Below are 15104 nucleotides of genomic sequence, written 5' to 3' on the forward strand. Positions count from 1 at the left end.
ATATCTTAAAGGAGAATTGTTATGTCAAAAATAGCTGTGGTTTTCCCGGGTCAAGGGTCACAAAAGCTAGGAATGCTTCAAGATTATTATGAAAATTTTGAGACTTTTAGAAGTATCGTAGATGAGGCAAAGACACACTTAGGTTACGATTTATGGGACATCATACAAAATAATGAGTCAACTTTAAATAAAACCGAGTTCACTCAACCGGCATTACTTGCTACAAGTTATGCCATATACAAAGTATTAAAAGAGCAAAAACCAGAGCTAAAAGTAGAATATTTCGCTGGTCATAGCCTAGGAGAATACACTGCTCTACTAGCGGCTGAGTGCATCTCATATAAAGATGCTCTACAACTAGTATCAACTCGCGGCAAGTTAATGCAAAACGCAGTTACCGATAAAGAATGTGCTATGAGTGCAATCTTAGGACTATCAAATGAAGATGTTATAAGCAGCTGTCAAGAAGCATCTGATGTAGGGGTTGTAGAAGCAGCTAACTTCAACTCGACTGGTCAAGTAGTAATATCAGGTGAGAAAGCTGCTGTAGAAAAAGCTAATGAAATAGCAAAATCAAAAGGTGCTAAAAGAGCTCAAATTCTAGCTGTAAGTGTACCCTCGCACTGCTCACTTATGAAAGCCGCAGCTGATAAATTTGAAGTAGCACTTAACAATGTCGAGTTTAAAAAACCTACGACTGCCATAGTACAAAATTTCGATGCGATGTCGCATGAAACGCCAACTGAGATAAAAGATGCAGTTATCAAGCAACTTTATAAACCTGTATTATGGACTCAATCAATAGAAGAATTAGTTAAACGTGGAATTACAGAAGTTATTGAATGTGGACCTAATAAAGTCTTATCTGGATTAATAAAAAGAATTGATAAATCACTAGCTATCAAAGATACAAGTGGTATTGATAGTTTAGAAAATATTTAAAAGGAGATAATATATGTCTTTAAACGATAAGATTGCTCTTGTTACAGGAGCTAGCAGAGGAATTGGTTTTGAAGTTGCTCAAGCAATAGCTAACAAAGGAGCTATGGTAATAGGCACAGCTACTAGCCAAGGCTCTGCAGAAAAGTTTGAAAATTCCATGAAAGAAAAAGGATTCAAAGCAAAAGGATTAGTTCTAAACATTTCTGACATTGAAAGTATTCAAAATTTCTTTGCTGAATTAAAAGCTGAGAATTTAGCTATAGATATTCTAGTTAATAATGCTGGAATAACTCGTGATAATCTAATGATGAGAATGTCAGAAGATGAGTGGCAATCAGTTATAAACACTAATTTAAGCTCTATTTTCCGCATGTCAAAAGAATGTGTAAGAGGGATGATGAAAAAAAGATGGGGTAGAATAATTTCTATCGGATCTGTGGTAGGCTCTGCTGGCAACCCAGGACAAACAAACTACTGTGCTGCTAAAGCTGGGGTTATTGGATTTTCAAAATCATTGGCTTATGAAGTTGCAACTCGCAATATTACAGTAAACGTTGTTGCTCCTGGCTTTATAGCTACAGATATGACAAATAAACTTACAGATGAGCAAAAATCATTCATAGCAACTAAGATACCATCTGGCCAGATGGGTGAACCTAAAGATATCGCAGCGGCAGTAGCTTTCTTAGCTTCTGAAGATGCAAAATATATAACAGGACAAACTATCCATGTAAATGGTGGAATGTATATGGCTTAAATTTTGCAAAGTTATTGCAAAATTGATTAAAAAATAATATTATTGGATGTGAATAGTAATTTTAATTTTTTCAAAACAAAAATAAGAAGGAAAAAAATATGAGCGCAAATGAAGTATATGCTAAAGTAAACTCTATCATCGTTGAGCAATTAGGCGTTAAAGAAGAAGATCTTAAACCAGAAGCTTCTTTCATTGATGACTTAGGTGCTGACTCTTTAGATACAGTTGAACTTGTAATGGCTCTAGAAGAAGAATTCGATACTGAAATCCCTGATGAAGATGCTGAAAAAATCAAAACTGTTAAAGATGTTTACGACTATATTGATTCTAAAGTAAACTAATCAAAATTAATCTCAAAGTCAGTATGATTGATTAATTCATACTTTTTCTAAATGTATATAAACAGGTTAATTTAATATGAAATCTAATCGTAGAGTAGTTGTTACTGGCCTAGGTATGGTAACACCTTTGGGAAATGATGTCCCTACGACTTGGACTAATATCCTAGCTGGTAAAAGTGGAGTTAAAACAATAACTAGTTTTGACACCCCTGCTCCTGATATTAGCGAGTTTAAAGTTAGATTTGCAGCAAGAATTAAAGATTTTGATGTAAATACGCTTGTAGGTAAGAAAGATGCAAAAAGAGTGGATCCTTTCTGTTATTATGGTATCGCGGCAGCTAATGAAGCTTTAAAAGATGCTGGAATTGACAAAGTATCCGAAGAAGACTCTTATAAGTTCGGAGTTTGTGTTAGCTCTGGAATTGGTGGAATAGAAACTTTAGAAGCTACTAAAGCAACTATTGATAAAAAAGGTCCATCAAAGATTTCTCCTTTTTGTATACCTTCATCAATTATCAACATGCTTTCTGGGATTATTTCCATAAATCATGGTTTACGTGGTCCTAACGTTCCTATAGTTACAGCTTGTACTACTGGTACTCATAACATAGGTATGGCTGCTAGACTAATCGCTAGTGGTGATGCAGATGCTATGCTTGCTGGTGGTTCAGAAAAAGCTAGTAATGCTATTGGTATGGGTGGATTTGCTGCTGCCAGAGCATTATCAACTCGTAATGATGATCCTCAAGGCGCTTCTCGTCCTTGGGATAGAGATAGAGATGGTTTTGTGCTTGGTGATGGTGCTGGTGTTGTTGTACTTGAAGAATATGAAAAAGCAAAAGCACGTGGTGCTAAAATATATGCTGAAGTAGTAGGTTTTGGTATGTCAGCAGATGGCTATCATATGACCATGCCATATGCCCCTGGTCAAGAAAGATGTATACAAAATGCTTTGGCAGATGCAGGTCTTGAGAATGATCCTGATGCTATTGACTATATAAATGCTCATGGTACTTCTACTCCTCTTGGAGATGTACAAGAATCTCAAGTAGCTGAAAAAGTAATTGGTCAATACAGAAAAGATCTTGTAATGAGTTCTACAAAATCTATGACAGGACACTTATTAGGTGCTGCTGGTGCAATTGAATCTATCTTCAGTGTGTTATCAATAAGAGACCAAATAGCTCCTCCGACAATTAATCTACATAATTTAGATGATGGTTGTAACTTAGATTATGCTGCTAATGCTGCTAAGAAAATGAAGATTGATTATGTACTTAACAACTCTTTTGGATTTGGTGGTACTAATGGATCTGTAATTTTCAAAAAGATCTAATCGATAAACCTATAAGACTAATTTAAGGCCACAATCGTGGCCTTTTTTATATAAGGAATATAATAATCATGCAAATCCACATTATAAATTTAAAATATTTAGTCAATGAAGATAAGGTCGCATCTATAAGACCTCTTCATAGGGAGTTTCTAGATATAGGATATGACAAAGGTATCCTTCTAGCTTCAGGACCTAAATCAGATAAAACTGGTGGAATCATCCTTGCTAAAGGAAATATAGAAGATGTTAAAAAGTTTATTGAAAATGATCCTTTTTATACAAATAATATAGCTCAGTATAGTTTTAATACTTTTGATGCTGTCAAGCATATAAAAGAATTAACTAATTAATAAAAGTACCATACATCATTTCTCTCTTCTTACCGAAGCCCGTGTCTTTATTAACTCTAAAACCATATTTCTGCAATAATTTTCTAATTTTTGATGCTGATGTAAAAGTTGCGAAATTACTTTGATTTTTTGATAATTTCATCATATTTGCAAAAAAAGTTTCTTCCCAAATGCTAGTATTTTTTGCTGGAGAAAATCCATCAAGAAACCATGTATCTACAACATCTAAATCATAACCGCTAATATATCTGGTATCATCAATAATCAATTTTAGAATTACATTATTAAATTTGTATATATTTAGTCCAGGTTTAGGATCGTAAACACTCAGAAGTTTTTCATGCCCTGCTATACCATTTAGTGATGTAAATATATCATTTAAATCACTTGGTGAAATAGGATATTTCTCAAATGAGACAAATTCTAATTTAGCATTTTTAGGAGCCATTTTTCCCCAAAGATTCATAGTTAGAATAAAATTTAATCCACTGCCAAAACCAGTTTCACAAATTCTATAGATCTGATAATCAGCTAGCTTTTTAAATCTCTGTTCCAGAAAATTATGCTCTAAATAGTTATATGAGCTTTCATCAATCCCAGATGTACTAGAAAAATAAAAATCATCAAACAATTCTGATTTTGGAGTATTATCTTGCCATATTATTTTTGTATACATTATATCACTTATATTTAAATAAATTAGTCCGAATAATTAACAAGATTAGTATCTTGCTAAAAATAACTACTTATGCAAAAATAATCATTCTATATCCTCACAATATAAAATCAACATGGAAAGTGGAACAAACAACTTATCATCATTTAAAAATAAACTGCTTATAACTTTTATATGTTACCTTTGTTACTTTTATACAGCTAATGTAGTACTAGTTACTGGGGCTGTCATGAAACCCCTGTCTGAATATTTTAATAATAGTAATATAGGTTTTGCATTCACATTTATTAACGTTGCAATGTGGTTTGCCATATTGATTATTGGTATTTTGATGAATAGATTTTCAATAAAACTACTACTTATAGCAGCTGTGGCTATTGGTGTCATTTCATCACTCATAACTGCTATAGTACCTTCCATGTTTACACTTAAAATACTACTAACTTGTGTAGGTATAACAGGTGGATTATTTATGGCAATAGCAAGCTATATGATTGTACATATCTATAACGATCATAAAATTAGAGCTATGAATGTAATTTTCACAGATTTCTTTTTTAGCTTTGGTGGAGCTTTAATTCCAATATTTGCAGCTTATTTGATTACCCAAAACTTTCAATGGTATACTATTTACTCAATCCTACAAATAACTGCTGTTATTATTCTAGTTTTAGTTATTTTTTCTGATTTTTCTATACTGAATAGACACAAAACAGTAAATGACATAAATACAAAACTAAGTTTTTCATCTTGGAATTTAAGCTTATATTGTATTGCTTTTGCAGCATTTTTGTTTCTACTAGCCCAATTAATAATGACTAGTTATGCTCAATCATATTTCCAAGAAATATTAGGTTGGGGCACGATTGATGCAAATAAACCACTTTCTTATTTCTGGACTGCTCAATGTGTAGGCTTATTCATAAGTCCTCTTATAACAAGATTCGTACCATTAAGGTATATTTTGCCTACATTTATGTTAGTTGGATTAATCGCATTATCTGGCATATTATATATCCCTGATATGAGTACAGTAATCAAAGCAGCTATTATATTTGGTTTATTTAACTGCTATATATATGCAGGTTTACTAGCTTATGGTACTTTCCAAATGGAGAATGCTCCTCCAACTCTTATTACAACTATTCTTTTATTTGGCACAACAGGTACAGCGCTATCTACAACAACGGGTGCTTTTATAAATAAATATTTCGGACTTACTAACGTAATGCACTCTGTAGTTATTTTTTATGTAATATCGTTCATACTTGTAATATCAGCTGTTCTATTCTCAAAAGAACAAAAAAACGCATAAGTCTCAAGATATAAATTTTTCTAATAATAGATATAAATACTTTTAGTTATAAAATAGTAGTCTGATAGTATATATTTATACAAAACTTATTTTAATTAAAGATAGAAAATCATGAAAAAACATTTTACTCAACCAATGATTCTAGGCGTGCTCTTAGTAGCGATTCTTGCTGGCATAGCCTATTTTATAGCAAAGATCCCAGCTGTTGAGGATCTTGGAATTAGCCCATTAATTATAGGGATTGTGCTAGGTATGGCATTAACTCATACACCAGCAAGTAAAATTATTCATAAATGGAAAGAAGGCATTGTATTTAGTGCAAAGAAAATCCTTAGATTTGCAATAATCTTTTATGGCTTCAACCTAACTTTCCAATTAATAGCATCTGTTGGCTTAGCTGGGCTTTCAGTATCAATAATCATGCTAGTTTCTACTCTAGTAATAGGTATTGTGCTAGGTACTAAAGTATTTGGCTTAGATAGAGATAGCTCTATTCTAGTAGCTGCTGGTAGTGCTGTATGTGGCGCTGCTGCTGTATTAGCTACCGAAGGTACATTAAAATCAGAACCTTATAAGGCAGCTATGGCTGTAGGTACAGTTGTATTATTCGGGACTGCTGCGATGTTCTTGTACCCTATTCTAATGAAAGCTGGTCTCTTAGGTCATATGACTGATGCTCAGTATGGCATTTTTGCAGGTGGTTCAATACATGAGGTTGCTCAAGTTGTAGCTGCTGGAAGTGGTGTAAGTGCTCATGCTGAAGAAGTTGCTGTGACAGTCAAAATGATCCGTGTAATGATGTTAGCGCCTATGCTAATCGTGATTGGTATATGGATTGCTAAATCTGCAGCAACTGTAGGTGGAGTAAATGGATCAAAGCCTGAAAAAGGATCAATTAAAAAAATCATTCCATGGTTTGCTATTGGTTTTATAATAGTTGCTGGATTTAACTCTTTAGATTTACTACCAGTAACAACTGTTAGTAGTATTAGAATAGCTGACCAATTTTTATTAGCTATGGCGATGACTGCTTTAGGACTTGAAACTCATGTATCTAAATTTATCCAAGCTGGAATAAAACCTTTAGTCTTAGCATTAATATTATTCGCATGGTTATTTTTCGGTGGTATAGCAATCACTTATGGTATTACTAGCATAATATAGTCTCTTATTTGACCAAAGCTATCCTATTTTGAAACTAAATAATGTATCATATCTAAAAATAATAATCTTATAAATTTTCACAACTAATGAAACCTATTCTTAACGCCGTAACGACTATTGCTAGAAAAGCAGGTAAAATTATTCTACAAGCTCAAAATGATCCTAGTACTATCCAAATTTCTCAAAAACCTGATAATACAACTGTCTCAAATGTTGATGTAGCTGTAGAGAACTTCATCATCGATAATATCAAAAAATCTGGATTTAATGACTATTTCATAACTGAAGAAAGTGGTGAATTTGGTAATAAAGATAGTCGCTTCACATGGATTATAGACCCTATTGATGGTACTAATAATTTTGTCCATGGTCTGCCACACTGTTGTATTTCAATTGCAGCAAAAAAAGACAATGATATCGTCTTGGGTGTTATTTATAATCCATTCTTAGATTTAATGTTTTGTGCCTATAAAGGACAAGGCGCCCTACTTAATGGTAAAAAAATTAGAGTTGCGCAAAGTCAAGACTTAGAGAAGACTTTAATTTCAGCGTCTCTAAAATACTCACGTAGAATATTCAAAGATACTTATGTTGCTGAACTTATCAAACTTCAACAAGTAATTTCTGGCTATAGATATTCTGGAAGTATAGCTATGGATATGGCTTACTTAGCGGCTGGTTATATCGATGGATTATGGGCTTGTGGTAGTGTCAAGATATGGGATCTAGCAGCTGGATATATAATCATGAAGGAAGCTGGTGCTATAGTTACCGACATTCATGGTAGTAGCAATCTTGAATCTGGTCTAATCGTAGCAGGCAACAAAAAAGTTCAACCTAAACTTATCAAAATTTTAGCAAAACATATCAAATAATGAATACCCGTGCTGTTGCAGCTAAGTCAATTTTAGATATCATTGATAACAGATACTCTCTGTTAACTATAGAACATAAGCTTATTGAACATAAGCTTATTGAACATAATTTATCAGATAAAGATAAATCGTTCGTAAAACTATTATGTTATGAATTCTTTAGAAATTATTATTCTTTAGAAAATGTAGCTAGTTTATATTTAGCTGAAAAAACTAAGCTAAAAGCTAAGATACTAATAATGCTTGGTATCCTACAGATTTTTGAGATCAATCAACCTCATTATGCCAGCATTAATGAAACTGTAGCAGCTTGTAAAAATCTAAAGATACTATGGGCAAAGAAACTTGTTAATGGCGTACTAAGACAAATAGTTCGTGATTTAGAAGATATTAGACCTAATTATACAGAGCATAAAAACCATGATCTTGCACCATGGCTTAGTAATATGCTTAAAGAACAATACCCTATTGATTATCAAAAAATAGCCAAAGCTGTAAACTCAAAAGCACATATGTTTATTCGCCTAAACGAAGCAAAAGATCCTCAATATGTTATTGATTATTTTGATAAAAACAATATTAGCTATTCAAAAACTGAACTAAAGAACTGCATCAAATTAGATAAAGCCATTGATGTTAAAAATAATACTCTTTTTCAACAAGGTTATTTTAGTGTTCAAGATATATCCGCTCAGTATATGGGACATATTATTAATGTCCAAAATAATGATATTGTACTAGATGCTTGTGCTGCTCCTGGTGGCAAAACAACTCATATCTTAGAATTAGCTCCACAAGCTAAAATTACAGCTATAGATATTATTGATAAGCGCTTAGAGTTACTTAAAGAAAACATAGCAAGGGTAGCTAAGAATAATCACGTAAATGTAATAAAACATGATTTGACACAACCTCTAGCTGGACAATATAACAAAATTATCCTCGATGCTCCATGTTCTGCTCTTGGCACACTTAAGAGAAACCCTGATATCAAAGTATTAAGAAAGCCTCAAGATATAAAATCTATACAAACACTTCAAGCTCAAATACTTGATAATCTATGGTGTAATAATCTTCTGACTAATGGCTATCTGCTATATATTACATGCTCAATATTACAACAAGAAAATCAATTACAAATAAAAAATTTTCTATCCAGACATAAAGATGCTGAAATTATAGAAATTAAAATTCTAGAAAATTATAAAACTAATTATGGTTATCAGATATTACCAACAGAAGATAAAGGTGACGGATTTTATTATTGTTTAATTAAGAAGATTTCTTCTTAGCTGCAATTCTCTCAGCAGCTTCTTTTGGAGATATGGATAATTTTAATCTATTTAATTTATATCTATTATCAAAGAAAATATCATCTATTCTGTCATCGATAATAAACCCTAATGCTGTATAAAATGCTAAAGAGTGCATATCCGAACAATATACATAGGCAGTATCTATATCGTAATTTTCGAATAAATACTTAACCATTGCTTCACCAAGACCTTTACCAAAGAAGCTTGGTAATACAGGGGAAAACAATAGTTCTTTATCTCTAATACATGCAAAGCCTACATTCTTATCATCCACAACTTGTACAAAACACTTAGTTTCTGGAATATTGAAATATTTTTGTTCTAAAACTTCTACTTCTCTATCTATTTCACTTGTTGTTAAAAATTCACAGGTTGTAGATATGCACTCCTTCCATATATGTAACATATCTTTGAAATCTTTAGATGTCGCTTTTCTTATTTTCATAGTAACCCTTCAATAATTTTGTAAGTGATTTAATAAAAAGTATCCACAATTTAATTCTATGATAACGCACAGAAGTTGTAAACTGTTATTAAATACTACCTAAAAAAGTTCTATGAGTAAACTTTTTATCTAATGACAAATTATTAGGATGTGAACCAGGCTCTCCTTGAGGAACCTTTAAACCATGCTCACCATAGAAATCAAGCCAGTATTTCGACACAGCAACATCATCAATTGCAATATAATTAAGCGTATGTTGACTGAAATATTTACCTTTACACATACTATCAAAAACCTCATGAATCAACTGCGAACAATAAAGTTTGTCTTTTAAATCTGGCAAAAATAAATCATTATAAGCAAAACCTATAAACTCACGTGCATTATTAACTACTTCTTGTAGAAACTCTTCACTCTCAGATACACGAGATATTAGAGTTTTTTTATTTGAATATTTAGATAATTTAGTTTGTATAACTCCCGCAACAGGAATAGCTTCTATAATATCTCCATTGCCTATATACAAAGCGCAATGATAGTAACTATAACCACCAAATCCAGTAGATAAATTAGAAATATTCTTCTCAGCTTCATCTACTATGAAAATAACATCGCCCTTTTTTAAGTTATTAATATTCATAGCAAATTCTGTAAATCTTGTTCTAATATAACCGTAACTCCTAAATCTTGAGCTTTTGTAAGTTTGCTACCAGCATTATCACCACAAATAACCATATCCGTTTTTTTAGAGACACTTGAGGTAACTTTTGCACCCATTGATTTAAGAAGTTGTGTCAATTCTGTACGATTGTAGTTTTCAAAAGTTCCTGTAATAACAATTGTTTTATTTGTAAAACTCTCATTATGTGCTTGCTCAATTTTTTCCGGATTTTGGATATTAATAGAATTACCCAATAGTTCATCAACAATTTGTATATTTAGGGAGTCTTGCCAGAATGAAACAATATTTTTAGCAATAATTTCACCAATATCATTAATCTCTATTAATTGCTCAAATTTAGCTTCACGGAAACTTTCTAAACTACCAAAATGATTGGCTAAAGCTTCTGATGATACCTCACCAACATCCTTAATACCTATTGCAAAAATAAATCTTGCTAAGCTTGGCTCTTTACTTTTTGTGATAGAGTCTAAAACATTTTGTGATGATTTATTTCCCATTCTTTCTAAGCCTGTCAGCTGCTCAAAATTGAGTTTGTAAATATTAGCTGGATACTTGATCAAATCTGCAGCAACAAGTTGCTCAATTAGTTTAGCTCCAAGCTTATCAATATCCATTGCTTTACGTGAGACAAAGTGCTTCAATCGCTCAGTAGTTTGAGCCTGACAATGCCATCCTCCTGTACAACGATATATAGCCTGATCGTTAACATTCTCAATTGCTGAATCACAAACTGGACAGTTTGTTGGCATCTCAACCATCTGTGCATCAGACTTACGATATTGTGGTAAGCTTTTGACCACTTCTGGAATTACATCTCCTGCTCTACGTACGATTACTCTATCACTGATTCGGATATCTTTGCGTTTAATTTCATTGATATTATGCAAAGTTGCATTTGAAACAATCACACCGCCAACTGCTACTGGCTTAAGTCTTGCAACTGGTGTAATTGCTCCTGTTCTGCCAACTTGAAACTCTACATTTAGAACTTCTGACTCTACCTCTTCAGCTGGGAACTTATATGCTATAGCCCATTTAGGTCCTCTAGCGGTGTAGCCGATAGTATCTTGTAGTTTAATATTATTAACCTTAAAAACTAAACCATCAATATCATAAGCTAAATCGGCACGCTGATGGCTCATTTTATGATGATACTCCTCAACTTCTGAGAAGTTTTTTGCCAAAAACATATTATCACTGATAGTAAAGCCAAAACTCTGTAATAGATTCATAAGCTCGAATTGAGTTTCCGGATGTACAAAGTCTTTTGAAAAATAGCCAATACCATAGCTAAAAAGTTTAAGTGGTCTTTTAGCTACAACTTTTGAGTCAAGCATACGGATACTTCCAGCTGCTGCATTACGTGGGTTTGCAAAAGTTTTATTCTCATGAGTCTGCATATACTCATTAAGAGATAAAAAACTTTGTTTATCTAAGATAATCTCACCACGAACCTCTAGTTCTTCTGGAGGGTTTGAAGTATTTAGTTTAAGTGGGACATTACGGATAGTTTTGACATTTTCAGAGACTTTTTCACCCTGAATACCATCACCACGGGTAACAGCATAATCAAACTTACCATTTTTATAAAAGATACTAATAGCCAAGCCGTCCATTTTAGGCTCACACTCGAGCTCAATGTCATACTCTATTTTGTCATAAAAATCACGCAACTCCTCTAGACTAAAAACATTGGCCAGAGATGTCATTTTCTTTTTATGCTTGATAGTTTCAAATCCTGCTAAAATTTCTCCACCAACACGGTCTAATACTGAATTTGATGGCTTAAGCTGCGGATTATCATCAACTAAATCTTGTAATAGTCGAAATAACTTATCATAGTCTGAGTCAGTAATAACTGGCTTATCTATAGTATGATACGAATAGCTTTGTTCGCCTAGATACTCTGCAAGATCATCAATATATGATTTTAATTGTGCTTTAGTTAAAGTTTTATAGTCTGTAGAGATAAAAACACTCGGAGTCATTACAAGAAAAGTTTATCATAATTTTTTATAGTGCTTATTTTATACTAATTTAGTAGCTTTTGCATAAGAGAAAGAGCTCTAGATTCATGAACTTTCTTATTTATCTAACTTAGATAAATAGAACAATAATGCTATCAAAATATTGTATGATTTATTGCAATATGTTATAAATCTGCATTACAAAAATAAGACTGTATACAATTTTGTAACGGTACTTATGATTTGTAAATAATATTGACCTTTTAAAAAGGCAATAATCACAGTTTTAGTTTAATTAAAAAATGGACTTGATTTATGCAACAGGTACCTAGATATGTCATTGTCGGCAACGGCAATGTAGCGGCACATATGTGCTATTATTTTAAATGCTTAAAACTAGATTTCAGACAATGGTCTAGAAATGAATCGTTGTATCAGCTTGATAAATTATTAAATAATGCAACTCATGTTTTAGTCTTAATCAAAGACTCAGAGATACAAAATTTTGTAGATAAATATCTCACAAATAAATCAAAAAGACTCATAGTGATTCACTTCTCTGGTCTTTTGGATATCGAAAATGCTTATTCAGCACATCCTTTACAAAGCTTCCCCGATAAGAACTTATACTCCTTAGACGAGTACAAATCGATCGCATTTGTAACTTGTGATAGAGATATTGCATTTAGTGCGCTTTTACCTAAGCTACCTAACGCTAATTTTTGTATCGATAAAAGTCAAAAAGCGTATTATCACGCAATGTGTGTTTTAGCTAATAATGTAAGCACATTAATCTGGCAGAAATTCTATACAGAAATGCAAAATCGCTTCGGTATAAATCAAGAGTATCTAACACCATTTTTAGAAACCACTTTTAAAAATATCAAACATAATCATCATGCCCTATCAGGGCCAATAGCTAGAGGAGATAGCCTTACACTACAAAAGGATCTCAACGCTTTAGTTAATGATGATTTCTATGATGTTTTTAGAGCCATTGTTAATCAGTTTTCAAACAAGGAGAAAAGATGAAATGAAATCAGTTTTAGGCTTCAAAAAAGCTAAAGCGAATCGAGAAAAAATCTCGATGGTAACATGCTATGACTATACTTTAGCTAAAATTATAAACTCAACAGATATAGATTGTATACTCGTTGGAGATAGTGGTGGTATGGTATTACTGGGTAAAAAAAATACTACCTATACAACTCTAGCTGATATACAGTTCATGACTCAAGCGGTAGCTAATGGTGCTACAGATAAATTCATAATCGCTGATTTGCCATTTATGAGTTATCGCCAATCATTAGAAACAACAATGCAGGCTGTAATGGCTTTGATTCAATCAGGAGCTCATGCGGTTAAGCTTGAAGGTAGTTCAGGAAATTTAGATATTATCAAACATATCGTAGATTCTGGTGTTCCAGTCATGGGACATATTGGTATGACTCCTCAATTTATAAATAGTTTTGGTGGTTTTAAAGTTCAAGGTAAAACTGAAGAAGCTGCTAGGCATTTACTTGAAGAAGCTAAGCTTCTTGAGCAAGCAGGATGTTTTGGGATAGTTCTAGAATGTATACCAACAAATATTGCTAAAAATATTACACAAAATTTGAATATCCCAACAATAGGTATTGGAGCTGGTAGTGATACTGATGGTCAGATTTTGGTTCTCCAAGATATGCTGGGTATGAATACTGACTTTCAACCAAAATTTGTAAAGAAATATATAAGCGCATCTGAGATATTTTCTGAAGCTATAAATACGTATGTAAAAGAGACAAAAGCTAATATTTTTCCAACTAAGGAGTATAGCTATGATTATTGCTAAAAATATTGAGCAATTTAATTTGCTAAGAGAAAGTTTCACTAAAAATCAAAAAATAGGCTTTGTCCCAACAATGGGCGCGTTACATAGTGGTCATATAAGCCTAATCAAAAAAGCTAAATCAGAAAATGAAATTACTATTGTCAGTATATTTGTAAATCCAACTCAATTTAATAATCCAAATGATTATCAAACATATCCAAACCAACTACAACAAGATATACAAATATTAGAATCACTCGATGTTGATGTGTTATTTAACCCTAGTGAAAAAGATATCTATCCAGATGGTAACCTATTGAGAATACAATCTGAGCTTGAAATTGCGAATATCCTAGAAGGTAAAGCTAGACCTGGACATTTCAGTGGCATGTTAACTGTGGTACTAAAGCTACTACAAATAACTAAGCCTGATAATCTCTACTTAGGTGAAAAAGACTATCAACAAGTTATGCTAATCAAACAACTTGTTAAAGATTTTTTTATCAATACAAAAGTTATAGTTTGCCCAACACAAAGAGAACCAACAGGACTTCCTCTTAGTTCTAGAAATAAAAATCTAACATCTGCTGACATGGAAATTGCTAATAAAGTATACGAAATACTTAGACAAGATGATTTCTCAGACTTAGAAGAACTAACGAATAAAATTAATTCTACTGGTGCAAAACTGCAATACGTTCAAAAACTTAATAACAGAATATTTTTGGCACTTTATATTGGTAAAGTACGTTTGATTGATAACTTCCTAAAGGAGACAAGACCATCATGTTAATTTCAGTTTTAAAATCAAAAATCTCATACGCGACCGTAACTGGCAAAGATTTATTTTATGTAGGTAGTATCACTATTGATAGTGAGATAATGAAACAGGCAAATATTATTGAAAATGAGAAAGTACAAGTAGTAAACTTAAACAACGGTGAGCGTCTTGAAACTTATGTAATCAAAGGCGAACCAAATAGTAGAACTATCGCACTAAACGGCCCTGCTGCTAGAAGATGTGAAATAGGTGATCAGCTGTTTATAATTAGTTATGCGCAAGTTGATCCTACTAGAGAAAATATAAAACCTAAGCTTGTTGATCTAAAAACTGGAGAATAATAA

The 15104-nt window shown here is 32.5% G+C and carries 17 protein-coding genes; 13 read left to right on the plus strand and 4 right to left on the minus strand.

Annotation, left to right across the window (positions count from 1 at the left end; genetic code table 11):
- The first annotated feature begins 21 nt into the window (after nucleotides 1-21).
- From fabD to ACKTR7_RS05550, 5 genes are all read left to right on the plus strand, one after another.
- On the plus strand, nucleotides 22-942 hold the full coding sequence (gene fabD / locus ACKTR7_RS05530) for an ACP S-malonyltransferase (protein ID WP_407877382.1): 921 nt from the start codon (nucleotides 22-24) through the stop codon (nucleotides 940-942).
- A gap of 13 nt (nucleotides 943-955) precedes the next feature.
- A complete protein-coding gene (gene fabG, locus ACKTR7_RS05535) occupies nucleotides 956-1699 on the plus strand; it encodes a 3-oxoacyl-ACP reductase FabG (protein WP_407877383.1) in 744 nt (247 codons plus the stop codon).
- 98 nt (nucleotides 1700-1797) lie between these two features.
- On the plus strand, nucleotides 1798-2040 hold the full coding sequence (gene acpP / locus ACKTR7_RS05540; RefSeq protein WP_407877384.1) for an acyl carrier protein: 243 nt from the start codon (nucleotides 1798-1800) through the stop codon (nucleotides 2038-2040).
- A gap of 76 nt (nucleotides 2041-2116) precedes the next feature.
- On the plus strand, nucleotides 2117-3376 hold the full coding sequence (gene fabF / locus ACKTR7_RS05545) for a beta-ketoacyl-ACP synthase II (RefSeq protein WP_407877385.1): 1260 nt from the start codon (nucleotides 2117-2119) through the stop codon (nucleotides 3374-3376).
- A gap of 68 nt (nucleotides 3377-3444) precedes the next feature.
- A complete protein-coding gene (locus ACKTR7_RS05550; RefSeq protein ID WP_407877386.1) occupies nucleotides 3445-3726 on the plus strand; it encodes a YciI family protein in 282 nt (93 codons plus the stop codon).
- Here the strand turns inward: ACKTR7_RS05550 and mnmD are convergent.
- Nucleotides 3719-4405 carry a tRNA (5-methylaminomethyl-2-thiouridine)(34)-methyltransferase MnmD gene (gene mnmD / locus ACKTR7_RS05555; RefSeq protein ID WP_407877535.1) on the minus strand — a complete coding sequence of 229 codons (687 nt, stop codon included), beginning with the start codon at nucleotides 4403-4405 and terminating at the stop codon, nucleotides 3719-3721. The genes ACKTR7_RS05550 and mnmD overlap by 8 nt on opposite strands.
- A 112-nt stretch (nucleotides 4406-4517) precedes the next feature.
- Here mnmD and tsgA point away from each other — a divergent pair, with 112 nt between their 5' ends.
- From tsgA to rsmB, 4 genes are all read left to right on the plus strand, one after another.
- Nucleotides 4518-5717 (plus strand): MFS transporter TsgA, encoded by a 1200-nt coding sequence (gene tsgA, locus ACKTR7_RS05560; protein WP_407877387.1) that lies wholly within the window; start codon nucleotides 4518-4520, stop codon nucleotides 5715-5717.
- A 111-nt stretch (nucleotides 5718-5828) separates the two neighbouring features.
- Nucleotides 5829-6881, plus strand: coding sequence for a YeiH family protein (locus tag ACKTR7_RS05565; protein WP_407877388.1), 1053 nt, complete (start codon nucleotides 5829-5831; stop codon nucleotides 6879-6881).
- A gap of 86 nt (nucleotides 6882-6967) precedes the next feature.
- Nucleotides 6968-7756 (plus strand): inositol monophosphatase family protein, encoded by a 789-nt coding sequence (locus tag ACKTR7_RS05570; RefSeq protein WP_407877389.1) that lies wholly within the window; start codon nucleotides 6968-6970, stop codon nucleotides 7754-7756.
- Nucleotides 7756-9048 carry a 16S rRNA (cytosine(967)-C(5))-methyltransferase RsmB gene (rsmB, locus tag ACKTR7_RS05575; protein ID WP_407877390.1) on the plus strand — a complete coding sequence of 431 codons (1293 nt, stop codon included), beginning with the start codon at nucleotides 7756-7758 and terminating at the stop codon, nucleotides 9046-9048. The genes ACKTR7_RS05570 and rsmB overlap by 1 nt, the downstream gene beginning before the upstream one ends.
- Here rsmB and ACKTR7_RS05580 read toward each other — a convergent pair.
- The 3 genes from ACKTR7_RS05580 to ligA all read right to left on the minus strand — a co-directional run bounded on the left by ACKTR7_RS05580 (nucleotide 9029) and on the right by ligA (nucleotide 12190).
- Nucleotides 9029-9517, minus strand: coding sequence for a GNAT family N-acetyltransferase (locus ACKTR7_RS05580; RefSeq protein WP_407877391.1), 489 nt, complete (start codon nucleotides 9515-9517; stop codon nucleotides 9029-9031). The genes rsmB and ACKTR7_RS05580 overlap by 20 nt on opposite strands.
- Before the next feature lie 88 nt (nucleotides 9518-9605).
- Nucleotides 9606-10157 (minus strand): YiiX/YebB-like N1pC/P60 family cysteine hydrolase, encoded by a 552-nt coding sequence (locus tag ACKTR7_RS05585; RefSeq protein WP_407877392.1) that lies wholly within the window; start codon nucleotides 10155-10157, stop codon nucleotides 9606-9608.
- On the minus strand, nucleotides 10154-12190 hold the full coding sequence (ligA, locus tag ACKTR7_RS05590; protein ID WP_407877393.1) for an NAD-dependent DNA ligase LigA: 2037 nt from the start codon (nucleotides 12188-12190) through the stop codon (nucleotides 10154-10156). Before ligA ends, ACKTR7_RS05585 begins: the two co-directional genes overlap by 4 nt.
- A 294-nt stretch (nucleotides 12191-12484) precedes the next feature.
- On the opposite strand from ligA, the gene panG reads away from it, so the two are divergent.
- From panG to panD, 4 genes are read left to right on the plus strand one after another with little or no spacing between them, the layout of a single operon-like run.
- On the plus strand, nucleotides 12485-13201 hold the full coding sequence (gene panG, locus ACKTR7_RS05595; protein WP_407877394.1) for a 2-dehydropantoate 2-reductase PanG: 717 nt from the start codon (nucleotides 12485-12487) through the stop codon (nucleotides 13199-13201).
- A 1-nt stretch (nucleotide 13202) separates the two neighbouring features.
- Entirely contained in the window at nucleotides 13203-14000 is a 798-nt protein-coding gene (gene panB / locus ACKTR7_RS05600; protein WP_407877395.1) for a 3-methyl-2-oxobutanoate hydroxymethyltransferase, read from the plus strand.
- On the plus strand, nucleotides 13987-14772 hold the full coding sequence (gene panC, locus ACKTR7_RS05605; protein ID WP_407877396.1) for a pantoate--beta-alanine ligase: 786 nt from the start codon (nucleotides 13987-13989) through the stop codon (nucleotides 14770-14772). Before panB ends, panC begins: the two co-directional genes overlap by 14 nt.
- Nucleotides 14766-15101: an aspartate 1-decarboxylase gene (gene panD / locus ACKTR7_RS05610; RefSeq protein WP_407877397.1), complete on the plus strand. Its 336-nt coding sequence runs from the start codon at nucleotides 14766-14768 to the stop codon at nucleotides 15099-15101. Before panC ends, panD begins: the two co-directional genes overlap by 7 nt.
- Nucleotides 15102-15104: the final 3 nt, after the last annotated feature.

The organism is Francisella sciaenopsi, assembly GCF_045862875.1.
GTDB classification, from domain to species: domain Bacteria; phylum Pseudomonadota; class Gammaproteobacteria; order Francisellales; family Francisellaceae; genus Francisella; species Francisella sciaenopsi.